Below are 25,343 nucleotides of genomic sequence, written 5' to 3'. Positions count from 1 at the left end.
ATATAACCGCTTCCTTGAGGAGTTGGGGATGCTTTACCATACTGGGTTCTTACCGAACTCGTTAAATGGATGCCACATGTTCAAGCGTCGTTATGCAGCGCTGTTACCTGCGCTTATTCTTCTGTCCGCCTGTAGTAGCAAACCCAAAACTGAAGCCGTTCAGCCAACGGCTGGCGCGCCTTCCGGCGGGTTCCTGCTGGAACCACAGCATAATATGATGCAGATGGGCGGCGACTTCGCGAATAACCCTGCGGCCGAACAGTTCATCGATAAAATGGTGAGCAAGCACGGTTTTGACCGCCAGCAGCTGCATGCCATTTTGTCTCAGGCGAAGCGTCTGGACTACGTGCTGCGCCTGATGGACAGGCAGGCACCGTCGGCCCAGGTGCCGACCGGGCCAAACGGCGCGTGGCTGCGCTACCGCAAACAGTTTATTACTCCGGACAACGTGCAGAACGGCGTGGCGTTCTGGAATCAGTATGAAGACGCCCTGAACCGCGCCTGGCAGGTCTACGGCGTGCCGCCGGAAATTATCGTCGGGATTATTGGGGTAGAGACCCGCTGGGGCCGCATTATGGGCAAAACCCGCATCCTCGACGCGCTGGCGACGCTCTCCTTCAACTACCCGCGCCGCGCGGAGTATTTCTCCTCCGAGCTGGAAACCTTCCTGCTGATGGCGCGAGACGAACAGGACGATCCGTTGGATCTGAAAGGGTCGTTTGCCGGAGCCATGGGCTACGGCCAGTTTATGCCGTCTTCCTATAAGCAGTACGCGGTAGATTTCAACGGGGACGGTCACATCAACCTGTGGGATCCCGAAGACGCCATCGGCAGCGTGGCCAACTACTTTAAAGCGCACGGCTGGACGCCGGGCGGCCAGGTGGCGGTGCAGGCGAACGGCGAGGCGTTCGGCCTGGAAAACGGATTTAAGACAAAATACAGCGTTGCACAGCTGGCAACGGCAGGCTTAACGCCGTCGCAGCCGCTGGGTAACGTTGACCAGGTGAGCCTGCTGCGCCTGGATGTCGGAACGGGCTACCAGTACTGGTTCGGACTGCCGAACTTCTACACCATTACCCGCTACAACCACAGCACGCACTATGCGATGGCGGTGTGGCAGCTGGGCCTGGCGGTGTCCCAGGCGCGTGTGCCGGCGGCGTCACCGTTCAGCCAGTAATTGCCTTCTCCACAGCCGGTGCGCCCGCACCGGCTATTTTCTGAAGCCCCCTCGTAAAACCCGACGCGCATCCCCATATCTTTCGAGAAAGTGCTATCTTGTGCTGCATGTTTTTCTAAGGCCTGGAGCGAGAATGACTGACCATGAATTGATGCAGCTTAGCGAAGTGGTAGGGCTGGCGCTGAAGCAGCGCGGCGCGACTATCACGACCGCAGAATCCTGCACCGGCGGCTGGGTGGCAAAAGTGATTACCGATATTGCCGGCAGTTCCGCCTGGTTTGAACGCGGCTTTGTGACCTACAGTAACGAGGCTAAAGCGCAGATGATTGGCGTGCGTGAAGCCACGCTCGAACAGCATGGCGCGGTCAGCGAGCCGGTGGTGATCGAGATGGCGATTGGCGCGCTGAAAGAGGCGCGCGCAGATTACGCTATCTCAATCAGCGGCATCGCGGGGCCGGACGGCGGCAGCGACGTGAAGCCTGTCGGCACCGTCTGGTTTGGCTTTGCCACCTCAAAAGGTGAAGGGATCACCCGCCGGGAATGCTTCAGCGGCGATCGCGAAAGCGTGCGTCGTCAGGCAACGGAATACGCGTTAAAAACGCTCTGGCAACAATTTCTACAAAATACTTGATACTGTATGACTATACAGTATAATTGCCTCAACAGAACAGAAGTCCATGGTGAAGCGCAGTTGCTTCTCCCGGCATGACAGGAGTAATAATGGCTATCGACGAAAACAAACAGAAAGCGTTGGCGGCAGCACTGGGCCAGATCGAAAAGCAATTCGGTAAAGGCTCCATCATGCGCCTGGGTGAAGACCGTTCCATGGACGTGGAAACTATCTCCACCGGTTCGCTTTCTCTTGATATCGCACTGGGCGCTGGCGGTTTGCCAATGGGCCGTATCGTAGAAATCTACGGTCCGGAATCCTCGGGTAAAACCACCCTGACGTTGCAGGTTGTTGCGGCGGCACAGCGCGAAGGTAAAACCTGTGCGTTTATCGATGCCGAGCACGCGCTGGACCCAGTCTATGCCCGTAAGCTGGGCGTTGATATCGACAACCTGCTGTGCTCCCAGCCGGATACCGGCGAGCAGGCACTGGAAATTTGTGACGCGCTGGCGCGCTCAGGTGCGGTTGACGTGATCATCGTCGACTCCGTTGCGGCGCTGACGCCAAAAGCGGAAATTGAAGGTGAAATCGGTGACTCTCACATGGGCCTCGCGGCACGTATGATGAGCCAGGCGATGCGTAAGCTGGCGGGTAACCTGAAGCAGTCCAACACGCTGCTGATCTTCATCAACCAGATCCGTATGAAAATTGGTGTGATGTTCGGTAACCCGGAAACCACCACCGGTGGTAACGCACTGAAATTCTACGCTTCTGTCCGTCTGGATATCCGCCGTATCGGCGCGGTGAAAGAGGGGGATAACGTAGTCGGTAGCGAAACCCGCGTGAAGGTTGTGAAGAACAAAATCGCGGCACCGTTCAAACAGGCTGAGTTCCAGATCCTCTACGGCGAAGGTATCAACTTCCTCGGCGAGCTGGTTGACCTGGGCGTGAAAGAGAAGCTGATTGAAAAAGCGGGCGCATGGTACAGCTACAACGGTGACAAGATTGGTCAGGGTAAAGCGAATGCGATCTCCTGGCTGAAGGAGAACCCGGCGGCGGCGAAAGAGATTGAGAAGAAGGTGCGTGAACTCCTGCTGAGCAACCAGGACTCCAAACCTGATTTCGTGGTCGATGGCGCGGATGCTGAAGAAACCAACGAAGACTTTTAATCCTCTCGGATAAAAATGAAGGGCTGCTGATGCGGCCCTTTTTGCATTTCTGAATCGACAGGTTTTTTTATGAATGAACCGACATCACGCCGACCAGCTTACGCGCGCTTGCTGGATCGGGCCGTGCGAATTCTCGCCGTGCGTGACCATAGCGAACAGGAGCTACGGCGGAAACTGTCAGCGCCCGTCATGAGCAAAAATGGGCCAGAAGACATTGATGCCACCGCGGAGGATTATGACCGCGTGGTTGCCTGGTGCTATGAGCATCACTATCTGGATGACGGCCGTTTTGCCGCTCGCTTTCTCGCCAGCCGCGGCCGCAAAGGTTACGGCCCCGCGCGTATCCGCCAGGAGCTGAACCAGAAAGGCGTAGCCCGTGAATCGATTGAAAAAGCCATGCGTGAAAGTGAAATCGACTGGTGCGAACTGGCGCGCGAACAGGCAGTACGTAAGTACGGAGAGCCGCTGCCGCGTGAATTTTCAGAAAAAGTTAAAATCCAGCGCTTTTTGCTCTACCGCGGCTTCCTGATGGAAGATATTCAGGATATCTGGCGTAATTTTACCGATTGAACGCATGCGGGATTTTACTTCCCACTAAAGAAAACTTATCTTATTCCCACTTTTTCCAGTAGCTGGTCCGTCCAACTGTTTACAGATACAGATCTGCTGCGACATTTCGTTAGCTTGATTTCAGGATAATTATGAGCAAGAGCACCGCTGAGATCCGTCAGGCGTTTCTCGATTTTTTCCATAGTAAGGGACACCAGGTTGTTGCCAGCAGCTCCCTGGTACCGAACAACGACCCGACTCTGCTGTTTACCAACGCCGGGATGAACCAGTTCAAGGATGTATTCCTTGGTCTCGACAAGCGTAATTATTCCCGCGCCACAACCTCACAGCGTTGCGTGCGTGCGGGCGGTAAACACAACGATCTGGAAAACGTCGGTTACACCGCGCGCCACCATACCTTCTTCGAAATGCTGGGTAACTTCAGCTTCGGTGACTACTTCAAACACGACGCCATTCAATACGCGTGGGAACTGCTGACCGGTGAAAACTGGTTCAATCTGCCGAAAGAGCGTCTGTGGGTGACCGTGTACGAGACCGATGACGAAGCGTTCGACATCTGGGAAAAAGAAGTGGGTATCCCTCGCGAACGTATCATTCGTATCGGTGACAACAAAGGCGCGCCTTACGCGTCCGACAACTTCTGGCAGATGGGCGACACCGGCCCTTGCGGTCCGTGCACTGAGATTTTCTACGATCACGGCGACCATATCTGGGGCGGCCCTCCGGGCAGCGCGGAAGAAGATGGCGATCGCTACATTGAGATCTGGAACATCGTCTTCATGCAGTTTAACCGTCAGGCCGACGGCACCATGGAGCCGCTGCCAAAACCATCCGTCGATACCGGTATGGGTCTGGAGCGTATCGCGGCCGTTCTGCAACACGTCAACTCTAACTATGAGATTGACCTGTTCAGCACCCTGATCAAAGCCGTTGCCGACGTGACGGGTGCAACCGATCTGAACAACAAGTCTCTGCGCGTTATCGCAGACCATATTCGTTCCTGTGCGTTCCTGATTGCCGACGGCGTTATCCCGTCGAATGAAAACCGTGGCTATGTGCTGCGTCGTATCATTCGTCGTGCGATCCGTCATGGCAACATGCTGGGCGCGAAGGACACCTTCTTCTATAAGCTCGTTGGGCCACTGATTGGCGTGATGGGCTCTGCCGGCGAAGAGCTGAAACGCCAGCAGGCGCAGGTCGAGCAGGTTCTGAAAACTGAAGAAGAGCAGTTTGCCCGTACGCTGGAGCGCGGACTTGCGCTGCTGGACGACGAGCTGGCGAAACTCCAGGGCGACACGCTGGATGGCGAAACGGCTTTCCGCCTGTACGACACCTATGGCTTCCCGGTTGACCTGACGGCTGACGTTTGCCGCGAGCGCAACATCAAAGTTGACGAAGCCGGCTTCGAAGCCGCAATGGAAGAGCAGCGTCGTCGTGCGCGTGAATCCAGCGGTTTTGGCGCAGACTACAATGCAATGATCCGCGTTGATAGCGCGTCTGAATTTAAAGGCTACGAAGAGCTGGCCCTGACCAGCAACGTGACCGCGCTGTTTGTTGACGGGAAAGCCGTAGACAGCATTAGCGCGGGCCAGGAAGCGGTTGTCATCCTGGATAAAACGCCATTCTATGCGGAATCCGGCGGCCAGGTTGGCGATAAAGGCGAACTGAAGGGCAATGGCTTTAGCTTCAGCGTAAGCGACACCCAGAAATACGGTCAGGCAATTGGTCACCAGGGCAAACTGGTTTCCGGCTCTCTGAAAGTGGGCGAGGGCGTTCAGGCCAACGTTGATGAAGCTCGCCGCGCGCGCATTCGTCTGAACCACTCGGCAACCCACCTGATGCACGCTGCCCTGCGCGACGTGCTGGGTACTCACGTTGCACAGAAAGGTTCACTGGTTAACGACAAAATGCTGCGTTTCGACTTCTCGCATTTTGAAGCGATGAAGCCGTCTGAAATCCGTGCGGTGGAAGATCTGGTGAATGCGCAGATCCGTCGTAACCTGCCAATCGAAACCCACGTTATGGATCTCGAGGACGCGAAGAAGAAGGGTGCGATGGCGCTGTTTGGCGAGAAATATGACGACCGCGTTCGCGTGCTGAGCATGGGCGACTTCTCTACCGAACTGTGCGGTGGTACTCACGCATCGCGCACCGGTGATATCGGTCTGTTCCGTATCGTTTCTGAATCAGGCACCGCGGCGGGCGTTCGTCGTATCGAAGCGGTGACCGGGGAAGGCGCCATCGCCAGCCTGCACGCGCAGAGCGACCAGCTGCATGAGATCGCGCAGCTGCTGAAAGGCGATAGCCAGAACCTGGGCGAGAAAGTGCGTGTCGCGCTGGATCGTACCCGCCAGCTGGAAAAAGAGCTCCAGCAGCTGAAAGAACAGGCTGCGGCGCAGGAGAGCGCAAACCTCTCCAGCAAAGCGGTAGACATTAAGGGCGTCAAACTGCTGGTCAGCGATCTGGCGGGCGTTGAGCCTAAGATGCTGCGTACGATGGTCGACGATCTGAAGAACCAGCTTGGTTCAACGGTTATCGTGCTGGCAACGGTCGCAGAGGGTAAGGTTTCTCTGATTGCGGGTGTCTCTAAGGATGTGACGGACCGTGTTAAAGCAGGGGAATTGATTGGCATGGTCGCCCAGCAGGTGGGTGGCAAAGGTGGCGGTCGTCCGGACATGGCGCAAGCCGGTGGTACGGATGCGGCGGCACTTCCCGCGGCATTGGCCAGCGTTGAAAGCTGGGTAAGCGCGAAACTGTAATAACTAAAAAGCACAAGCAGACGCCATAACGGTAACGTTATGGCGTCTTGCTCACTGCGCTATCGATAACGATAAAGTCAGGTTGAGTTTGTGTATATCGGCTAAACTTACGTTTAACAGAATGTGATGCCGTGACTGCTTACACTTTACGTGTTTGTCATCGCTTACTTTTTGGCGTTATATGATGGATAATGCCGGGATACAAGAGACCCGACTCTTTTAATCTTTCAAGGAGCAAAGAATGCTGATTCTGACTCGTCGAGTTGGTGAGACCCTCATGATTGGGGATGAGGTCACCGTGACAGTTTTAGGGGTAAAGGGTAACCAGGTACGTATTGGTGTTAACGCTCCTAAAGAAGTATCTGTCCACCGTGAAGAGATCTACCAGCGTATCCAGGCTGAAAAATCCCAGCAGTCCAGTTACTGATATTGTCGCGTCTCGCTGTCGGGCGAGACGCCACCCTCCTGCTATTTTTCCTGCATAAAGTTACCGTTCTATTTCAAACGCTTCGTTTTTGACCACTCTCATAATCTTATCTTGTCGAAATGACCCGCTTCTCTCAACAGATTTCTGTGAAGATGCCAGCAAAATCTGCTTATAAAACACTCTCTTTGCGGCTTTTACATGCGAATTGCGTGCGAATTGTGCAAACGAAAAAAGCATGTGGAAAATTGTTTGACTTATAAGTCCCAGAAAGTAATATATGCGCCACGCAGCGACGAGAAGCTCTTAACGAGTTACTCGAAGCACTCGAAAGAGGCGTTGTGTGGTGAGGTGGCCGAGAGGCTGAAGGCGCTCCCCTGCTAAGGGAGTATGCGGTCAAAAGCTGCATCCGGGGTTCGAATCCCCGCCTCACCGCCATTTTGCATCCGTAGCTCAGCTGGATAGAGTACTCGGCTACGAACCGAGCGGTCGGAGGTTCGAATCCTCCCGGATGCACCATCTATTACTTCATATTGCTTTCGAAGTGATATGAATATCGAGCAGTACAGTAGTAAATCCCGATGCATCCGTAGCTCAGCTGGATAGAGTACTCGGCTACGAACCGAGCGGTCGGAGGTTCGAATCCTCCCGGATGCACCATATTCTCCGAGATAACAGCGATGCTGTTGTTTCAAGGTCTGCGAGTTAATCGCAAGCACCAGGGAGGATAACGTTGCTTTAGCAACGGCCCGCAGGGCGAGGCGCAGCCGAGTAATCCTCCCGGATGCACCATTTACTGTTTCTAAAAGCATTTCCCGATGCATCCGTAGCTCAGCTGGATAGAGTACTCGGCTACGAACCGAGCGGTCGGAGGTTCGAATCCTCCCGGATGCACCATCTCTTCTTGTCGTCCCCTTCAATGTTTAGTTCTTAATCACTCTCGTTGTTATCACTTCGCAATCAGCGACAAAAATCCCCTTTTACGATAAAGTAATGCTTTGTTAATCGGTTAGCGAGAGCACGATGTACGCACAGTATGACGGTTTGATCTTCGACATGGACGGCACCCTCCTGGATACCGAACCCACGCATCGCCAGGCCTGGACCGACGTTCTTGCCCGTTACGGTATGCGTTTCGATCTACAGGCGATGATTGCCCTCAACGGATCGCCCACCTGGCGTATCGCACAGGCCGTGATTGAGCTGAATCAGGCCGATCTCGACCCGCACCTGCTCGCGCGTGAAAAAACCGACGCGGTAAAAGCCATACTGCTGGATACCGTGCAGCCATTACCGCTCATTGACGTCGTCAAAGCGTGGCACGGGCGTCGTCCTATGTCTGTCGGCACAGGCAGCGAGAGCGCGATTGCTGAAGCGCTACTCAACCATCTTGGCCTGCGCCACTATTTTTCTGCGGTCGTGGCCGCCGATCACGTTAAAAATCACAAACCCGCTCCGGACACCTTCCTGCTCTGCGCAGAATTAATGGGTGTCCCGGCTGCAAAATGCGTTGTGTTTGAAGATGCCGACTTTGGTATTCAGGCCGCGCGTGATGCCGGAATGGCGGCGGTGGACGTTCGCTTACTGTGAGTGACGCGCTGTCACTTGCTTCATTATTCGCCAGCAGTTTTTTAAGCTCCACCCTCTTGCCGGGGAATTCGGAAGTGGTACTGGTGGCGATGCTGTTGTCCGGCGTGAGTCAGCCCTGGTTGCTGGTCTTAATAGCAACAATGGGTAATAGCCTTGGAGGGCTGACTAACGTTATTCTTGGACGTTTCTTTCCGCTACGCGAAAAATCTCGCTGGCAGGAAAAGGCAGTGGGCTGGCTAAAACGCTATGGCGCTGCCACGCTGTTATTAAGCTGGATGCCTGTAATAGGCGATTTACTGTGTCTGCTGGCGGGATGGATGCGCATCTCCTGGGGACCGGTGCTCTTTTTTTTGTGCCTTGGCAAGGCGTTACGCTATGTTTTATTGGCATGGGTAACACTACAGGGTATGACGTGGTGGCACTAATTGGTGGAATGAATTCGCGACCTTCAATCGTCAACCATTACAATTATGCTGAGTGACAATTTTTTGACAGGCGGGAGGTCAAATTGATCCCGGACGTATCACAGGCGCTGGCCTGGCTGGAAAACCACCCTCAGGCACTGAAGGGGATTCAGCGTGGGCTTGAGCGCGAAACGCTGCGCGTAAATGCGGATGGTAGCTTAGCGACAACGGGACACCCGAAGGCGTTAGGCTCGGCGCTGACACATAAATGGATCACAACCGATTTCGCCGAAGCGCTGCTGGAGTTCATCACGCCAGTAGACGGTGATATTGATCATATGCTGACGATCATGCGCGATGTGCATCGCTTTACCGCCCGTAACCTCGGCGACGAGCGTATGTGGCCGCTCAGCATGCCGTGCTATATCGAGCAGGGGCAGGATATCGAGCTGGCGCAGTACGGCACCTCTAACGTGGGGCGGATGAAAACGCTGTACCGTGAAGGCCTGAAAAACCGCTACGGCGCACTGATGCAGACGATCTCTGGCGTGCACTACAATTTCTCTCTGCCGATGGCGTTCTGGCAGGCGAAATGCGGTGAAACGGATAAAGACGCGATCTCTGCGGGCTACTTCCGCCTGATCCGCAACTATTACCGTTTCGGCTGGGTTATTCCGTATCTGTTTGGCGCGTCGCCGGCCATCTGTTCATCGTTCCTGCAAGGGAAACCGACCACGCTCCCGTTCGAGAAGACCGAGTGTGGCATGTATTACCTGCCGTACGCGACCTCTCTTCGCCTGAGCGACCTTGGCTATACCAATAAATCGCAAAGCAATCTCGGAATTACGTTTAACGATCTGCACGACTATGTGGCAGGCTTGAAGCGGGCGATTAAAACTCCGTCGGAAGAGTACGAAAAAATCGGCCTCGAAAAAGACGGCAAGCGCCTGCAAATCAACAGCAACGTATTGCAGATTGAGAACGAACTGTATGCGCCGATTCGTCCGAAGCGCGTTACGCGCAGCGGTGAAACGCCGTCGGATGCGCTACAGCGCGGCGGGATTGAATACATTGAAGTGCGCTCGCTGGATATCAACCCGTTCTCGCCGATTGGCGTTGACGAGCAGCAGGTTCGCTTCCTCGATCTGTTTATGGTCTGGTGCGTCCTGGCGGATGCGCCGGAAATGAGTTCAGACGAGCTGCTGTGTACCCGTACCAACTGGAATCGCGTGATTCTGGAAGGGCGTAAGCCGGGCCTGACGTTAGGGATTGGCTGTGAAACGGCGCAGTTCCCGCTCTCTAAGGTGGGGAAAGATCTGTTCAGGGACCTGAAGCGCGTTGCCCAGACGCTGGATAGCGTGTACGGCGGCGAAGCATACCAGAAGGTCTGCGACGAACTGGTTGAAAGCTTTGATAACCCGGAACTGACGTTCTCGGCACGCATTCTGCGTTCTATGATTGAGCAGGGAATTGGCGGCACAGGACGTTCACTGTCAGCGGAGTACCGTGAGATGCTGATGCAGGAGCCGTTAGAGGTTCTGAGCGAAGCGGATTTTGTGGCAGAGCGCGACGCGTCCGTTGTGCGTCAGAAAGCGATCGAAGCGGCGGATACGGAGTCGTTTGAGGCGTTTCTGGCGAAGCAGGCTTGAACCAAAAGAAAAAGGCCACATCGCTGTGGCCAAAATATACATCTCTGAATTCAGGGATGATGATAACAAATGCGCGTCTTTCATATACTCAGACGCGCATTCTGTAGAAGAGTTCAGTTTATTTTAAAAAAATCACTATCGGAGGTGACGTATGCCGTTATTAGATAGCTTTACTGTCGACCATACCCGTATGGAAGCACCAGCAGTCCGCGTGGCGAAGACCATGAACACGCCGCACGGCGACACGATCACCGTTTTCGACCTGCGCTTCTGCGTGCCGAATAAAGAAGTGATGCCGGAGAAAGGCATTCACACGCTGGAACACCTGTTCGCCGGCTTCATGCGCGACCACCTGAACGGCAACGGCGTGGAGATCATCGATATCTCTCCGATGGGCTGCCGCACCGGTTTTTACATGAGCCTGATTGGTCAGCCGGAAGAGAAACGCGTTGCGGATGCGTGGAAAGCGGCGATGGAAGACGTGCTGAAGGTGAAAGAGCAGAACCAGATCCCTGAGCTGAACGTTTACCAGTGCGGCACTTACCAGATGCACTCTCTGGAAGAAGCCCAGGACATTGCCCGTCATATCATCGAACGTGATGTTCGTGTAAACAGCAACGACGAGCTGGCCCTGCCAAAAGAAAAACTTCAGGAACTGCACATTTAGTATTGTGCCCGTGGATGCCCGGTGGCGCTTCGCTGACCGGGCCTACAATCCTTTATCGGTACTGATAATTGTGAATAACCGGGCCGGACAGAGGCCCGGTTATCGTAGGCCGGGTAAGGCGTAGCCGCCACCCGGCAACCCGTATACAGGGTTAGTGCGCACCGCCGCCGCCGCTACCGGCACCAAACGGTGGTTTGGCAAACCACACCAGCCCCAGCAGGACGATAAAGATCCCCGCCGATATCCAGAATATCTCGTTTGCCGAGATAATCAGCCCCTGGTTGGTGATCTGCTGGGCAAGCCAGCCGGACGCCTGCTGCTCCGTCATGCCCATCCCCTCAAGCTGGCTATACATCTGCTGAGCGTTAGGGTTGAACGGGTTCACCGCTTCGGTCAGCTGGGCGTGGTGCATCGATTCCCGGTTGGTCCACAGCGTGGTGGTAATCGAGGTCCCGATGGAGCCCGCCAGCGTACGGGTAAAGTTCGACAGGCTCGATGCCGCCGCCATCCGCTCTGGCGGCAAGCCGGAAAGCGTAATGGTGGTCAGCGGCATAAAGAAGCACGCCACGGCAAAGCCCTGAATAAACTGCGGCCACGCGGAAGCGCCAAAGTCCATTCCCGGTTCGAACGTATACGCGCGCCAGTAGAAGCACACGGCGTACATGATGAAGCTGAACGTCACCAGCCTGCGCATATCGAGCTTATGGGCGAAACGGCCAATAATCGGCGACAGCAGAACCGGAATTAACCCCACCGGCGCGGAGGCCAGCCCCGCCCAGGTTGCGGTATAGCCGTATACCTCCTGCAACAGCTGCGGCAGCAGAACGATCGCGCCGAAGTAGAGCATATAGGCGAGGCTGATACAGAGGCACCCGATGGTGAAGTTTCGCGATTTAAACAGCGAGAGATCGACTATCGGGTTATCGTCCGTCAGCTCCCAGACAATCAGGAAGCTAATGGCGACCACGGCGACCACCGTCAGCACGATGATTTCCGTAGAGGCGAACCAGTCCAGCTCTTTACCCCGGTCGAGCATGATTTGCAGGCTGCCGATGCCGACCACCAGCAGCGCCAGACCGATACCGTCGATCCGCCGCTGTTCGGTTCGCGTTTCGCGACCGCGCAGAGACTGTAGCGTCATCAGCACCACCAGCGCACCGATGGGCACGTTGATGAAGAAGATCCAGCCCCAGTGATAGTTATCGCTGATGTAACCGCCGAGGATAGGCCCGCAAATCGGGGCGACAATCACCGTCATCGACCACAGCGCGAGCGCGATGGAGCGTTTGGCGGGCGGATAGTTGTTCAGCAGCAAACTCTGCGACAACGGGATCAACGGCCCGGCGACAATCCCCTGGATGACGCGGAAGAATATCAGCATCGTCAGGCTGCTGGACATCCCGCAGGCCCAGGAGGCCAGCACGAACAGGATCGTCGACCAGAGGAACAGCTTCACTTCACCGACGCGCTTCGCCAGCCAGCCGGTAATGGGGATGGAGATGGCGTTCGCCACCCCGAACGAGGTAATGACCCAGGTCCCCTGGCTCAGCGATGAGCCAAGGTTCCCGGCGATGGTTGGGATCGCCACGTTTGCGATGGTGGAGTCCAGCACCTGCATGAATGTCGCCAGCGACAGCGCAATGGTCATAATGACCAGCTGCGCCCCCTCCAGCGGTTTTTGCGGCTTTTGCTGTTGCATAACGCTCACCTTCGGATTAACCGGCGTTTGCCTTCACGATGTCATCGATCAGCTTATTAACCGGATCGAGGCTAATTTCACGGGCGTTACTTTCATAAGCTGGCGTGCTGCGCACCTGATTTGCGAGGATCTGACCGTCGCGGTTGGCGGTATCAACCGTCACCAGCGTGGAAAGGCCAATTCGCAGCGGATGGTCCGCCAGCTGTTTGGCGTCCAGTTCAATACGCACGGGCAGGCGCTGTACCACTTTGATCCAGTTGCCGGTGGCGTTCTGCGCAGGCAGCAGGCTGAACGCGCTGCCGGTCCCCATGTCCAGACCGACCACTTTACCGGTGTACTTCACGTCATCGCCGTAGATATCGCTGACCACGGTTGCGGTCTGGCCGATACGCATATGCGCCAGCTGGGTCTCTTTGAAGTTCGCATCCACCCACAGATTGTTCGCCGGAACGACCGCCATCAGCGGCGTGGTGGTGCCAATCTGCGCGCCGGGCTGTACGGAACGACGGGAAACGTAGCCGGTCATCGGGCTGACGATTTTGGTACGTTGCAGGGCAAGCCATGCGTTGCGCACTTCGGTCGCCGCCTGTTTCACCGCCGGCTGGTTTTCCAGAGAGGTGCCCAGCACCATCGCCTGGTTAGCGTTGTACTGCTGAATAGCCACGTCCAGCTGCGCCTGTGCGCTGGCCACCGCATCGCGGGCGTGCTGCAACTCTTCACGGCCAATCAGGTTGGCGGTGCCGAGAGGAACACGACGCTTGAGGTCGCTCTGCGCCTGGGCCAGGGCCGTTTTCTGCACGTCGATACTGGCCTGAAGCTGTTTGCTGTTGATCATTAGCTGGCGGGTCTGGCGAACGCTGGAGGCCAGCGCCGTCTGTGCTTTTTCAAACGCCTGTTGGGCGTCGGTCGGGTCGAGCGTGACCAGCACATCCCCTTTTTTCACAAAGTCGGTGTTGTCAGCCCAGACTTTCGTCACGCTGCCCGACACCTGTGCCATGATTTGAACCTGATTCCCTGCCACGTATGCATCGTCTGTCTCTTCAACATGACGCAATACTAAAAACCAATAAATCCCATATGCCACGGCAATAATAATAAAGAGCAAGGTCAGCAGAATAAGGGCGCTCTTACGTTTGCCCTTCTTGTTAACCGGTTGCTGCGGGGGAGTGTTCTCCGCATTTGCGCTCATTGTTGTTCTCCACGATCTTTTTATTTTCACATCGGCTGAGCCGACCTGTTGTCAGAAAGGCCAGCAGTTTCACGTGCTGGCCTGTCAGTTTTTCTTTTGAAATCTGGATGGTTGAGCGGATCGTCGCTTTAGCGCAGCGCCTCAAGAATGACGCCATCTTCATCCATCTGGTCCAGACGGGTGAGCAGCTTGCGAGTAATGTGCTCAAGCTGGTCGCGCTCGGCGGTGCTGAGGGCGGACCAGAGCTGGTGCAGGCAGTTATGCTGCGGGGGCAGCACTTCGCGCAGGAATTCGTGACCTTTCTCGGTCAGTTGCAGATGCAGGCAGCGGCGATCGTTATCGCTTTCACGGCGTTCGATCCAGCCGCGCTTCTCCAGCTCATCAGCAATACGGGTGGCATTGGTACGGGATGAACCCAGCGCGCAGCTCAGTTCAGACGGCTGAATGCTGTGGTTTTCCTGAGACTCAAGCGTAATCAACGCCATAAATAACGTCTCGTTAATCCCTTGCGCTTTCAGCATCTTATTACGATTTTCCAGCAGCTTACCCTGCATGTGCATGCACAGGCGGGTCAGCAGGATCTCCTGATACGGGAAGTCCTCATGACGACTGGCGCGGAACTTAAGCATTTGTTCAATGGGCGTAAACGAACTATCCATTTTGGGCATAACCTCATTAATTACAGCCGATATAGTAACGATAGTGACAAATAATGTAAATGAATTATTTGTGCGGTTATATCCGCCAAGCGAATGTCACCATCAGAAAGCGCCGGGTAAATCCGTGACCCGGTGAGCACAGAAAGCGTGGGGTGTATACCCGCGAAAGAGGGGATGTGAGGACAGGGGTCTGAACTATTCATGCCGGTAGTAAATATGTCACCCACAGTAAAATTTCTGGGATAAATGATTACCGTTACATTAACAGATGCAGGCCCCCTTTACACCCCGGGGGGCCCAAAGCAATGTAAAACTTAGTGAATTGCTTCCTGGCGGTGGTAGCCGCGCCACCACACCAGCAGATTTATCGCCGCGACGAAGGCGCCGATGGCGCACACGCCCGTCCAGCCCGCATGCTGCCAGGCGGAGGCTGAGATCAACGAGCCCGCCGCGCCGCCGATAAAGTAGCTGGTCATATATCCGGCCGTCAGGCGGTTACGTGCGTCCGGCTTCACGCGGTAAATAACGGTCTGGTTGGTGATGTGTACGCCCTGCACGGTGAGGTCGAGCACCAGAATACCGACAATCAGCGCCAGCACTGAGACGTGTCCGTACCAGATGGCCGCCCAGGAGAGCAGGAGCAACACCAGCCCGGCGGAGGTGGTCATATGAGATTTGCCTTTGTCGGCCAGCCCACCGGCCGGGCGTGCGCCCAGCGCGCCAGCCGCGCCTGCCAGCCCGAACAGGCCAATCACCCCTTCTGAGTAGTTAAACGGCGGTGCGGCGAGCAGAAATGCCATCGACGTCCATAAGATGCTGAAGTTGGCGAAGGTAAGACACCCCAGAATGGCGCGCGTGCGCAGGAGTTTATCCTGCGTAAAGAGGCTGAAAACGGAGGCGAGAAGCTGGGGATAGTTCAGGTGATTCTCCTGCTTCACTTTCGGCAGGCCGCGCCACAGCGCCAGCGCCATGATAACCATCAGCACGCTCGCCACCCAGTAGACGGTGCGCCAGCCGCCGAGGCTCGCCAGCAGCCCGGCAACGGTTCGCGCCAGCAGGATGCCCAGCAGCAGGCCGCTCATGATAGTGCCGACCACTTTGCCGCGTTTTTCCGGGGACGCCAGCGTAGCGGCGAGGGGAACCAGAATTTGTGCCACCACCGAGAACAGGCCGGTCAGCGCGGTGCCAATAATCATCATCGTTAACGACTGGCTGCTGGCAGTGATCAGCATCCCGCCTGCCGCCAGAAGCGTCATAGAGACGATAAGCATCCGGCGCTCAAACATATCGCCCAATGGCACCAGGAACAGCAGCCCTGCCGCATAGCCGAGTTGCGCAGCGGTGACGATAAAGCCGGCGGAGCTGGCGGAAAGATCGAAGGCGCGCGCGATAGTATCAAGCAGAGGCTGCGCGTAATAGTTGCTGGCGACTGCCAGACCCGTTGCCACGGACATTAAAAGGATGAGCGCGGGGCTAAGCCCCTGAGATGTTTTTGTCATTAGTTTCAGGAATCGTGAGTAAAGTGATTATTTTTCCGGAAACATAATAACCAATGATTGAGAATGTTGGGGGATTGTTATGTGTGTGTTTGTGCGGTTAATCCCCTCACCCTCTCTCCTTTGGGGAGAGGGTGAGGGGTAAGGTTATGTTGTATTTTTACTTCTGCGCCGCAAGCGCCTCTTTCACCCAACCATCAAACTGCTGCTGGTGAGCTTTGATCCAGCCATCCACGTGGCCTTTGATATCGGCTTCGGATGATTTACCCGCGTGCATCATCGCGTTCTGGGCATTGATGTCCGCCAGCGGCAGCTTCATCACCGAGAACAATTTCGCCGCAGCCGGGTTTTTCTCTGCCCAGGCTTTGTTCGCCACGATATGCATGGTGTTCACCGGGAAGCCATAGTTCATGCCGTTCGGCAGTTTGGTGTCGATATCTTTCTGCTCGCCCGGCAGGGAGGAGAAGGGCACCTGCAACCACACCACGTCTTTGCCCGGCTTCAGCACGTCGCTCACCCAGTACGGCGTCCAGGTGTAGTAGATCACCGGCTTGCCCTCTTTAAAGCGGGCGATGGTGTCGGCCATCATCGCGGAGTAATTGCCGTGACTCACGTCGACGGTTTTCGCCAGATCGAACGCTTTGTTCTGGTGGTTGATCACCGCTTCACAGCCCCAGCCCGGTGAACAGCCCATCATGTCCGCTTTGCCGTCGCCGTTGGTGTCGAACAGTCTGGCGATCTTCGGATCTTTCAGCTGTTCAATATTGGTGATGTGGTACTGGTCGGCAGTTTTCTTGTCGATCAGATAGCCCTGTGCCGCGCCGGTCACGAAGGTGCCTTCGCGGTAGAATTTCTTGTCACCGCCTGCGGCAGCAAACATATCGTCGTGCAATGGCTGCCAGTTCACGGCGGTAAAGGTGGCATCACCGGAGGCAATCGAGGTATAGCCCACGTTGTAATCCACTTCGCTGGCGGTATTCACGGTATAGCCCAGCTTCTCCAGCGCGCGGCTGACGAGCTGCGTCTGGAAGGACTCTTCCGAAATGGTGCTTTGCACCGGCTGCACGGTAATGCCTTTGCCCGGCAGGTCAGCGGCAAACGCGCTGGTGGAGACAAGGGTTGCAAACGCTGTGGCAAAAAGTACGTTATGTCGCATCGTTGTTCCTTATTTTGTAAAGGGGCGGGTGAGTAACCCGACAGGGCCGGTGGTGTACCAGCGACGGTTGCCGCGACTGCGTGAATCACGACCGACAGCCTGGGTCAGGCGGTCAAGAATGATGGCGAGGATCACAATCCCGACGCCGCCGACGGTCGCCAGCCCCATATCAAGACGGCCAATACCGCGCAGTACCATCTGGCCTAAACCGCCAACGGCAATCATCGAGGCGATTACCACCATGGACAGCGCCAGCATCAGGGTCTGGTTCACGCCTGCCATAATGGTCGGCATCGCCAGCGGAAGCTGAACCTTAAACAGCATCTGACGAGGGCTGGCGCCGAACGAGCGCGAGGCCTCAATCAGATCCGCAGGTACCTGGTTAATGCCCAGGATCGTCAGGCGAATAATTGGCGGCAGGGCGAAGATTATGGTCACCACTACCCCCGGCACGTTACCGATACCGAACAGCATGACGATAGGCACCAGGTAAACGAACGCCGGCGTGGTCTGCATCGCATCCAGCAGCGGGCGAATAATTTTCGCGGCCCGCGGGCTGCGCGCCAGCCAGATCCCCATCGGTAGTCCGATGACAATGCAGAAGAGCAGGGCGGTCAGCACCAGCGCCAGGGTAATCATCGCCTGAGACCACGCACCAATCGCGCCGATGGCGATCAGAGAGATCAGCGTGGCGACGCCCATCCCCGCACTACCGAACTGCCACGCGATCAGCGAGAACAGGATAATCGCCACGGGTGCAGGCATGCCCAGCATCAGCTGCTGGAAGCCGTTCAGGATGTAATCCACCGGGATGCGGATCCCCTGGAACACCGGGCGGAAGTGGGTAACGACCCAGTCGATCCCCCCCGTCACCCAGCTGTCCAGCGGGATCAGCGTCTTGTGGAACGGATCCATAATATTGAAATGCTCTGGCGCAGGCGCAGGCGCGCTGTTGAGCCAGTCCGCCGCGCCGCCGCCGTCGGCAGGTGCGGGCGTGGAACCCCACGCATCGGTAGATTGCGCCGCGCTGTCCGCAGCGTCAGTGGTACCCCATGGGTTTGATTGATCAGCCATTGTTTGCCCCCTCGCGATCTAAAGCCTGTAGCAACATCCGTTTTGAAATGATGCCAACGTACTGTTGTTCTTCACCGACAACCGGCACGGCGCAAGGCGCCTGACCCACGTGAGAGAGCAACTCGCTGAGCGGCGTTTCGGCGTCCACGGCAAGCGGAGCGTCAATCAACGCCGCATCGATTCCCTGGTTTTCGCTCAGGGCGGTTTTCAGAGAGTCGATGGAGACAACGCCGACAAATTTATTGCCGCGTTCAACCAGATAACCGTATTCACGATCTTCATCCTGCAACAGCTTCAGCGCGGAGCGCGGGCCAAAACCTGGCGTTTTTCGAATAATGCCGTTTGGCGTTCGGCGGGCAATATCTTTCGCACTAAATACGTGGCTAATATCCACGCCGCGGAAGAAGGTGCGCACATAATCATTTGCCGGATTATTGAGAATTTCATCCGGCGTACCGACCTGCACCACCTCGCCATTTTGCATAATGGCAATTCGGTCGCCAATACGCATGGCTTCATCCAGATCGTGAGAAATAAACACGATGGTGCGCTGATGTTTGGCCTGTAATTTTACCAGCTCATCCTGCATCTCGGTGCGAATTAAGGGATCGAGCGCCGAGAAAGCTTCGTCCATTAATAAAATATCTGGATTAATGGCTAATGCACGGGCTAATCCCACGCGCTGACGCATGCCGCCCGACAGCTCATCCGGGTAGGCATGAGCGTAATTTTCCAGCCCAACCTGACGCAGCGCATCAAGGGCTTTTTCCTGACGTTCCTGAGCGGGCGTGCCGGCTAACTCCATGCCGAAGGCGGTATTATCGAGCACCGTCATGTGCGGCATCAGCGCAAATGACTGAAACACCATCGCAATTTTCTTTCTGCGCACCTCGCGGAGTTCTGCGTCTGAGATTCTGGCGATATCCACGCCGTCAATCAGCACCTGTCCGCGGGTGGGTTCAATCAGGCGATTGAGAAGGCGAACCATAGTGGATTTACCCGAACCGGATAATCCCATGATGACAAAAATCTCGCCTTCTTCAATGGCCAGACTGGCGTCTTTAACGCCAAGCGATAGCCCGGTTTTTTCCAGAATTTGCTCTTTCGAAAGGCCTTTCTCAATATATTTGAAAGCACGCTGCGGATGCTCGCCAAATACTTTATAAAGATTTTTCACTTCTAATTTAATTGCCATGCAATAGAGAGTGTCCTGTTATTTGTTTATGTCGATATGATTACCATGGTAAATAGTTAACTGGCATTACCCTAACATACTCAGAATCTGAGACAACCCTGAGTGGGCATGAGGTTGGAATTTTGCCACAAGCGAAACGGCTGAATTTCCCATGAATAAAGGGCTGAGGGCGGTTTGAATTTTTCTCAATTTTTTGCTGCTGCATGGGGAAATTCCGCCTGAATCGGTGTGATTCAGGCGAATATGACGTGGAAATTACAGTGTAGTACCTGGTGAAATATTTGGCCGGGAATAATGAAATTTATATTTAATTAACGAACGTTAATTCACTCATTAAAAATCCCAGTCCTCATCTTCCGTCTCCACCGCTTTACCCATCACGTACGATGAGCCGGACCCGGAAAAGAAGTCGTGGTTTTCATCCGCGTTGGGCGATAGCGCCGCGAGGATCGCCGGGTTCACCTCCGCCATCTCCGGCGGGAAAAGCGCCTCGTAGCCCAGGTTCATCAGCGCCTTATTGGCGTTATAGCAGAGGAACGCTTTTACGTCCTCTTCCCAGCCCGTTCCGGCGTACAGTTCTTCGGTATAGCTCAGCTCGTTGTCGTACAGATCCATCAGCAAATCGAGCGCAAATCCCTTCAGCTCTTCCTGCTTCGCTGCGCTGACTTTTTCCAGCCCTTTCTGGTACTTATAGCCGATGTAATACCCGTGTACCGCTTCATCCCTGATGATGAGGCGAATCAAATCGGCGGTATTGGTGAGCTTGCCCCGGCTCGACCAGTACATGGGCAGCCAGAAGCCGGAATAGAAGAGAAAAGATTCCAGGAACACGCTGGCGATCTTCTTCTTCAGCGGCTCGTCGGCGCGGTAATACTCCAGCACCAGCTCCGCCTTACGCTGCAATGACGCGCTCTCTTCGCTCCAGGCGTAGGCCGCGTCAACGTCTCTGGTCTGGCAGAGCGTCGAGAAAATCGAGCTGTAGGAGCGGGCATGGACCGCCTCCATAAAGCTGATATTCGACATCACCGCCTCTTCGTGCGGCGTCAGCGCATCGCTCATCAGCGCGGGCGCACCCACGGTATTCTGAATCGTGTCCAGCAGCGTCAGGCCGGTAAAGACGCGGATTGTCAGCTGCTGCTCGGCGTGGCTGAGCGTTTGCCAGGCCGGAATATCGTTGGAGAGCGGCATCTTTTCCGGCAGCCAGAAGTTGCTGGTCAGGCGGTTCCATACCTCCAGGTCTTTATCGTCCTGAATCTTGTTCCAGTTAACGGCACTCACGCGTGACAGTTTCATCCTTTCTCCTTACAGCGCGCAGGACACGCAGCCTTCGATTTCGGTGCCTTCCAGCGCGAGCTGGCGCAGGCGAATGTAGTACAGCGTTTTGATGCCTTTCTTCCAGGCGTAAATCTGCGCTTTATTGATATCCCGCGTGGTGGCGGTATCCGGGAAGAAGAGCGTCAGCGACAGCCCCTGGTCCACGTGCTTTGTCGCCTCGGCGTAGGTATCAATGATTTTCTCCGGCCCGATCTCATAGGCGTCCTGATAGAGCGCCAGATTGTCGTTGGTCATAAACGGGGCAGGGTAGTAGACGCGCCCGGTTTTGCCTTCCTTGCGGATTTCAATCTTCGACACGATCGGGTGAATGCTCGACGTGGCGTGATTGATGTAAGAAATGGAGCCGGTCGGCGGCACCGCCTGAAGGTTCTGGTTATAGATGCCGTAGCGCATCACGTCGTCACGCAGCTGCTGCCACATCTCGCGCGTCGGCAGGGTAATGCCGGCGCGGTCAAACAGCGCGCGCACTTTTTCGGTTTTCGGCTGCCAGTCGCCTTCCAGATACTGGCTGAAATATTCCCCACTGGCGTAGCGCGACTGCTCAAAGCCTGCGAACCGCTGGCTGCGCTCGCGCGCCAGCATCATTGAGGTGTGCAGCGCATGCCAGGTGATGGTGTAGAAATAGAGATTCGTGAAATCCAGCCCTTCCGGGCTGCCGTAGGCGATGCCTTCCCGCGCCAGGTAGCCGTGCAGGTTCATCTGTCCCAGGCCGATGGCGTGCGACGCGGCGTTGCCCGCCTCAATGGACGGCACGCTGCGGATGTGGCTCATGTCCGATACCGCCGTCAGCCCGCGAACGGCGGTCTCCACCGTGCGGCCAAAATCTGGCGAATCCATGGTGTGGGCAATATTCAGCGACCCGAGGTTGCAGGAGATATCTTTGCCGATGTCCGCGTAGTCGAGGTTTTCGTCATAGGTGGAGGCGCTGTTGACCTGCAAAATCTCCGAGCACAGGTTGCTCATGTTGATGCGCCCGGCAATCGGGCTGGCGCGGTTAACCGTATCCTCGTACATGATGTACGGGTAGCCGGACTCAAACTGAATTTCCGCAAGCGTCTGGAAGAAATCGCGGGCGTTGATGTACTTCTTGCGGATGCGATCGTCTGCAACCAGCTCGTCATAAAGCTCGCTTATCGCCACGTCGCCAAACGCTTTGCCGTAGATCCGTTCAACGTCATACGGCGAGAACAGCGCCATGTCGGCATTCTCTTTGGCCAGCTTAAAGGTGATATCCGGGATAACCACACCGAGCGACAGGGTTTTGATGCGGATTTTTTCGTCGGCGTTTTCACGTTTGGTATCGAGAAAACGCAGGATGTCCGGATGGTGCGCGTGCAGGTAAACCGCCCCCGCGCCCTGACGCGCGCCAAGCTGGTTGGCGTAGGAGAAGGCATCTTCCAGCATCTTCATCACCGGGATGACGCCGGAAGACTGGTTTTCGATGCGTTTGATTGGCGCGCCCGCTTCCCGCAGGTTTGAGAGCAGAAACGCCACGCCGCCGCCGCGTTTCGACAGCTGTAGCGCCGAATTCACCGCACGGCCAATCGACTCCATATTGTCTTCAATACGCAGCAGGAAGCAGGAGACCAGCTCGCCGCGCTGGGCTTTGCCGCAGTTAAGGAAGGTTGGCGTGGCAGGCTGGAAGCGGCCTGAGAGGATCTCCTCCGTCAGCCTTTCGGCCAGAGCTTCATCGCCCTGCGCCAGCGTCAGGGCCACCATGACGACCCGATCTTCAAAGCTTTCTAAATAGCGTTTGCCGTCGAAGGTTTTCAGGGTGTAGCTGGTGTAATACTTCCATGCGCCAAGAAACGTCTGGAAGCGAAAACCGCTGGCGTGCGCACGTGCAAACAATGCCTCCACGAAGGCGCGATCGTAGCGGGTCAGGACGCGCTCTTCGTAATATCCCTCTTTTACCAGATAGTCGAGACGTTCCCGCTGGCTGCCAAAGGCAACGCTGTTCGGGCGTACGTGGGCGGCAAAAAAGGCGTCCACCGCCTCATGATCTTTAACGAGCTGAATGCGCCCCTCGCGGTCGTAGAGGTTAAGCATTGCGTTTAATGCGTGGTAATCCGGCGTCGCCTGAATCACGCGTTCTGCGGTTGTCGTTGCCAAAATTCGTTCACTCCTTTACGCACGTTCTCTACGTCCTGCTGTGTCCCCATCAGTTCAAAACGATAGAGATACGGCACGCCGCATTTTTGAGAGATGACATCCCCGGCGCGGGCAAAGGCCTCGCCGAAATTGCGATTGCCCGCCGCAATCACGCCGCGAATCAGCTGTCGGTTATGGGGATCGTTCAGAAAGCGGATCACCTGACGGGGAACAGCCCCCGCGGTGCCGCCGCCGCCATAGCTCGGCACCACCAGTATGTAAGGTTCGTCTACCTGAATACGCTCCCGCTCGTTCAGCGGGATGCGTATCGCAGGCAGCCCGAGGCGCTCCATAAACCGAAGCGTGTTTTCCGAGCTGCTGGAAAAGTAGACCAGCCTGCTCATGCACTGACGGCCTGAGCGGCAAGACGGTTGATCATGTCCGGGCGAAAGCCAGACCAGCTGGTATCACCGGCAACCACCACCGGAAGCTGACGAAAACCCTGCGCCCGCAGGATGTCAGCCGCGTCGGGCACCTGATCAATATTGACCATCTCAAATGCCACGCCGCGGCTCTCCATCGCCCGTTTCGTGGCGTGGCACTGAACACAATCGTTACGAGTGTAAATAATAATGCTCATGATTCGTATTTCCATTTAGAATGAGAGAACGGCGCGAGTAAACGCGTCATGTTGTGTGTATCTGTCTAAAGGGAATACTAGATGTAGTTGCGATAAGTTTCAACCACACAAGATATGGGAAATTTAGATTGATAAGGCCCTAATGATGAGCCCGGCGGGGCAGGCCGTGCTGTGCATGTTTTTCAGGCTTTCCGGCAAAGAAAAGCCCCGGCGCCAGGGGCAACCGGGGCTAAGAACTCGCGCTTACTTACGCAGGCTAAGCAGGGCGCCGACAAAAATACCGACCGCCGCCACCGTTCCCAGCGTACACAGCGGTTTTTCACGTACGAAGGTGGTGGCGCAGCTGGCTATGTCGCAGGCCGCCTGGGTGGTACGTGAGCGGCCATTCATCCTTGCGCGCGTTTCACGCAGCAGAGACTGAGCCTTACGTTTCGCGGCATCTGTTTCATCCTTCGCATCAGAGCCCCAGGATTTCAGCACCGCTTCCAGCGTATCCGCTAATTGGCTGACATCATTACGAATATCCTGGGTGTCGTCGTTAATATCGTTTCGGTTCGGTCTGTTAAACATACGATCCTCCATAATTTGTGTTCCCGTTTAGTTTAGTTCAGAAATTTAATATCTGAAGCCAGTCACGGCTTATCGGGCAGTTTATGGAATATTCTGAAAGCCCTGCTAATGCTGAATACTGTAAGGTTGCCCGGCAGGTATGATAATGAGGAAGAGATATGTATTTACGACCCGATGAGGTGGCGCGCGTTCTTGAAAAAGAAGGGTTCACCATGGATGAGGTAACATCAAAAGCGTACGGATATCGCCGTGGCGAGAATTATGTTTACGTTAACCGTGAAGCAAGAATGGGGCGTACTGCTCTCATTATTCACCCGACACTGAAAGACAGAAGTCTGTCATTTGCTGAGCCCGCCTCGGATATTAAAACCTGCGATCATTATCAGCAATTTCCGCTCTATTTAGGCGGCGAGACGCATGAACATTATGGTATTCCGCACGGTTTCAGCTCGCGTATGGCGCTGGAGCGGTTCCTGAAAGGGCTGTTTGGCGACGTACAATAACTCTGCGACTGGCATGTGCCAGTCGCCTCACCTTACGCTTTGGCCTGGCTATAGGGGCTGACTTTAAACAGGCGACGGCAGTAGTCCAGAAAGTAACCGTACACCGCACCCATCAGCATTGATACCACGATATTCGAACTTACCGCGGCGGCGATTTGATGCCAGTCTGCGCCCACCGTCAGCAAAATAACCACATATACCGGGGACTGGAACGTTACATAAGCCAGCACGTCAGCAAGGTTTTTTACCCAACCTGCCGGGCTAATACGCCGGGCATAACGCATCACCGCATCACGATACAGTCCGTACGGCCAGGCGATCATAATATTCACCGGAATGGCCACCAGGCGCGACGAGAGGGACTGCTCAAAGGACATTCCCGACAGAAATATTTCAATCAGCATGTTCACGACGGAACAGTAAACGACCATCGCGAAAGTATCCGCTACCGCATGGCGCAGGCGAGACTGCGGTGAGAACATGTCTGAACTCCTCGAACAGGACAAAAAAGTGGCGTTTTACCTGCGGCGTTTAGTGCTTTAGGTTGGTTTGTTTTGAGTGTATAGCGTATCTCTCTGGCTTTTAACTAACAAGTAGTGATTAATCTTTATTTATTGGCGCTTTGTCCATAAAATTCTCTAAAGTCGTCTGTTTTTTGCGCGCTTCGTTATTTTCTTTCCCATCAACGTTTTTGTTAAAAGAAATCAAACGATTAGC

Annotated in this window: 24 protein-coding genes and 4 tRNA genes; 15 read left to right on the top strand and 13 right to left on the bottom strand. The window is 55.4% G+C overall.

Annotated features, from left to right (window positions below):
• The first annotated feature begins 76 nt into the window (after positions 1-76).
• The 14 genes from mltB (at position 77) to luxS (ending at position 11,019) form a co-directional block, all read left to right on the top strand.
• Positions 77-1,177 carry a lytic murein transglycosylase B gene (gene mltB / locus IM300_RS01025; RefSeq protein ID WP_193034898.1) on the top strand — a complete coding sequence of 367 codons (1,101 nt, stop codon included), beginning with the start codon at positions 77-79 and terminating at the stop codon, positions 1,175-1,177.
• A 133-nt stretch (positions 1,178-1,310) separates the two neighbouring features.
• Complete coding sequence (gene pncC, locus IM300_RS01020) at positions 1,311-1,808, top strand: nicotinamide-nucleotide amidase (protein WP_063869426.1); 498 nt, start codon at positions 1,311-1,313, stop codon at positions 1,806-1,808.
• Between the two features lie 89 nt (positions 1,809-1,897).
• On the top strand, positions 1,898-2,956 hold the full coding sequence (recA, locus tag IM300_RS01015; protein ID WP_022649140.1) for a recombinase RecA: 1,059 nt from the start codon (positions 1,898-1,900) through the stop codon (positions 2,954-2,956).
• A gap of 69 nt (positions 2,957-3,025) precedes the next feature.
• Positions 3,026-3,526, top strand: coding sequence for a recombination regulator RecX (gene recX / locus IM300_RS01010; RefSeq protein ID WP_193034896.1), 501 nt, complete (start codon positions 3,026-3,028; stop codon positions 3,524-3,526).
• 131 nt (positions 3,527-3,657) lie between these two features.
• Positions 3,658-6,285, top strand: coding sequence for an alanine--tRNA ligase (gene alaS / locus IM300_RS01005; RefSeq protein WP_193034894.1), 2,628 nt, complete (start codon positions 3,658-3,660; stop codon positions 6,283-6,285).
• Positions 6,286-6,526: 241 nt separating this feature from the next.
• Positions 6,527-6,712, top strand: a complete 186-nt coding sequence (csrA, locus tag IM300_RS01000) for a carbon storage regulator CsrA (protein ID WP_000906486.1) — start codon at positions 6,527-6,529, stop codon at positions 6,710-6,712.
• A gap of 342 nt (positions 6,713-7,054) precedes the next feature.
• Positions 7,055-7,147 (top strand) — tRNA-Ser (locus IM300_RS00995).
• 4 nt (positions 7,148-7,151) lie between these two features.
• Positions 7,152-7,228 (top strand) — tRNA-Arg (locus IM300_RS00990).
• A gap of 64 nt (positions 7,229-7,292) precedes the next feature.
• Positions 7,293-7,369 (top strand) — tRNA-Arg (locus IM300_RS00985).
• A gap of 160 nt (positions 7,370-7,529) precedes the next feature.
• Positions 7,530-7,606 (top strand) — tRNA-Arg (locus IM300_RS00980).
• Positions 7,607-7,732: 126 nt separating this feature from the next.
• Positions 7,733-8,299, top strand: a complete 567-nt coding sequence (yqaB, locus tag IM300_RS00975; RefSeq protein ID WP_063869432.1) for a fructose-1-phosphate/6-phosphogluconate phosphatase — start codon at positions 7,733-7,735, stop codon at positions 8,297-8,299.
• On the top strand, positions 8,296-8,724 hold the full coding sequence (locus tag IM300_RS00970) for a YqaA family protein (protein WP_017692791.1): 429 nt from the start codon (positions 8,296-8,298) through the stop codon (positions 8,722-8,724). The genes yqaB and IM300_RS00970 overlap by 4 nt, the downstream gene beginning before the upstream one ends.
• A gap of 83 nt (positions 8,725-8,807) precedes the next feature.
• Positions 8,808-10,352 carry a glutamate--cysteine ligase gene (gene gshA / locus IM300_RS00965; RefSeq protein WP_107533587.1) on the top strand — a complete coding sequence of 515 codons (1,545 nt, stop codon included), beginning with the start codon at positions 8,808-8,810 and terminating at the stop codon, positions 10,350-10,352.
• A 151-nt stretch (positions 10,353-10,503) separates the two neighbouring features.
• Positions 10,504-11,019 (top strand): S-ribosylhomocysteine lyase, encoded by a 516-nt coding sequence (luxS, locus tag IM300_RS00960; protein ID WP_063451839.1) that lies wholly within the window; start codon positions 10,504-10,506, stop codon positions 11,017-11,019.
• A 151-nt stretch (positions 11,020-11,170) separates the two neighbouring features.
• Here luxS and emrB read toward each other — a convergent pair whose 3' ends face one another.
• The 12 genes from emrB to IM300_RS00900 all read right to left on the bottom strand — a co-directional run bounded on the left by emrB (position 11,171) and on the right by IM300_RS00900 (position 24,123).
• Positions 11,171-12,718: a multidrug efflux MFS transporter permease subunit EmrB gene (emrB, locus tag IM300_RS00955; protein ID WP_006811709.1), complete on the bottom strand. Its 1,548-nt coding sequence runs from the start codon at positions 12,716-12,718 to the stop codon at positions 11,171-11,173.
• Between the two features lie 16 nt (positions 12,719-12,734).
• Positions 12,735-13,907 (bottom strand): multidrug efflux MFS transporter periplasmic adaptor subunit EmrA, encoded by a 1,173-nt coding sequence (gene emrA / locus IM300_RS00950; RefSeq protein ID WP_064909826.1) that lies wholly within the window; start codon positions 13,905-13,907, stop codon positions 12,735-12,737.
• A gap of 128 nt (positions 13,908-14,035) precedes the next feature.
• The gene (gene emrR / locus IM300_RS00945; protein ID WP_017694792.1) at positions 14,036-14,566 is read right to left on the bottom strand and encodes a multidrug efflux transporter EmrAB transcriptional repressor EmrR; all 531 of its coding nucleotides are present in this window, start codon (positions 14,564-14,566) and stop codon (positions 14,036-14,038) included.
• 314 nt (positions 14,567-14,880) lie between these two features.
• Positions 14,881-16,065, bottom strand: a complete 1,185-nt coding sequence (locus IM300_RS00940; protein WP_193034892.1) for an MFS transporter — start codon at positions 16,063-16,065, stop codon at positions 14,881-14,883.
• A gap of 157 nt (positions 16,066-16,222) precedes the next feature.
• The gene (proX, locus tag IM300_RS00935; RefSeq protein ID WP_063869439.1) at positions 16,223-17,218 is read right to left on the bottom strand and encodes a glycine betaine/L-proline ABC transporter substrate-binding protein ProX; all 996 of its coding nucleotides are present in this window, start codon (positions 17,216-17,218) and stop codon (positions 16,223-16,225) included.
• A 9-nt stretch (positions 17,219-17,227) separates the two neighbouring features.
• Positions 17,228-18,292, bottom strand: coding sequence for a glycine betaine/L-proline ABC transporter permease ProW (gene proW, locus IM300_RS00930; protein WP_193034890.1), 1,065 nt, complete (start codon positions 18,290-18,292; stop codon positions 17,228-17,230).
• Entirely contained in the window at positions 18,285-19,487 is a 1,203-nt protein-coding gene (gene proV / locus IM300_RS00925; protein WP_063869443.1) for a glycine betaine/L-proline ABC transporter ATP-binding protein ProV, read from the bottom strand. The genes proW and proV overlap by 8 nt, the downstream gene beginning before the upstream one ends.
• A gap of 333 nt (positions 19,488-19,820) precedes the next feature.
• Complete coding sequence (nrdF, locus tag IM300_RS00920) at positions 19,821-20,780, bottom strand: class 1b ribonucleoside-diphosphate reductase subunit beta (protein ID WP_193034888.1); 960 nt, start codon at positions 20,778-20,780, stop codon at positions 19,821-19,823.
• A 9-nt stretch (positions 20,781-20,789) separates the two neighbouring features.
• Positions 20,790-22,934 carry a class 1b ribonucleoside-diphosphate reductase subunit alpha gene (nrdE, locus tag IM300_RS00915; RefSeq protein WP_193034886.1) on the bottom strand — a complete coding sequence of 715 codons (2,145 nt, stop codon included), beginning with the start codon at positions 22,932-22,934 and terminating at the stop codon, positions 20,790-20,792.
• Entirely contained in the window at positions 22,907-23,317 is a 411-nt protein-coding gene (gene nrdI / locus IM300_RS00910) for a class Ib ribonucleoside-diphosphate reductase assembly flavoprotein NrdI (protein WP_063869450.1), read from the bottom strand. Before nrdI ends, nrdE begins: the two co-directional genes overlap by 28 nt.
• Positions 23,314-23,553: a glutaredoxin-like protein NrdH gene (gene nrdH / locus IM300_RS00905; protein WP_193034884.1), complete on the bottom strand. Its 240-nt coding sequence runs from the start codon at positions 23,551-23,553 to the stop codon at positions 23,314-23,316. The genes nrdI and nrdH overlap by 4 nt, the downstream gene beginning before the upstream one ends.
• Positions 23,554-23,796: 243 nt before the next feature.
• Complete coding sequence (locus tag IM300_RS00900) at positions 23,797-24,123, bottom strand: DUF883 domain-containing protein (protein ID WP_193034882.1); 327 nt, start codon at positions 24,121-24,123, stop codon at positions 23,797-23,799.
• A gap of 158 nt (positions 24,124-24,281) precedes the next feature.
• On the opposite strand from IM300_RS00900, the gene IM300_RS00895 reads away from it, so the two are divergent.
• Positions 24,282-24,626, top strand: coding sequence for a DUF2002 family protein (locus IM300_RS00895; RefSeq protein ID WP_006811693.1), 345 nt, complete (start codon positions 24,282-24,284; stop codon positions 24,624-24,626).
• A 32-nt stretch (positions 24,627-24,658) separates the two neighbouring features.
• On the opposite strand, the gene alaE is transcribed toward IM300_RS00895, so the two are convergent.
• Positions 24,659-25,108, bottom strand: coding sequence for an L-alanine exporter AlaE (gene alaE / locus IM300_RS00890; protein WP_063869455.1), 450 nt, complete (start codon positions 25,106-25,108; stop codon positions 24,659-24,661).
• Between the last annotated feature and the right edge of the window lie 235 nt (positions 25,109-25,343).

The sequence above is a fragment of the Enterobacter cloacae complex sp. I2 genome (assembly GCF_014896205.1).
GTDB lineage: Bacteria > Pseudomonadota > Gammaproteobacteria > Enterobacterales > Enterobacteriaceae > Enterobacter > Enterobacter quasihormaechei.
The sequence above is the reverse complement of the archived record's forward strand: the minus strand, read 5'-3'. Positions and strand labels throughout refer to the sequence as shown.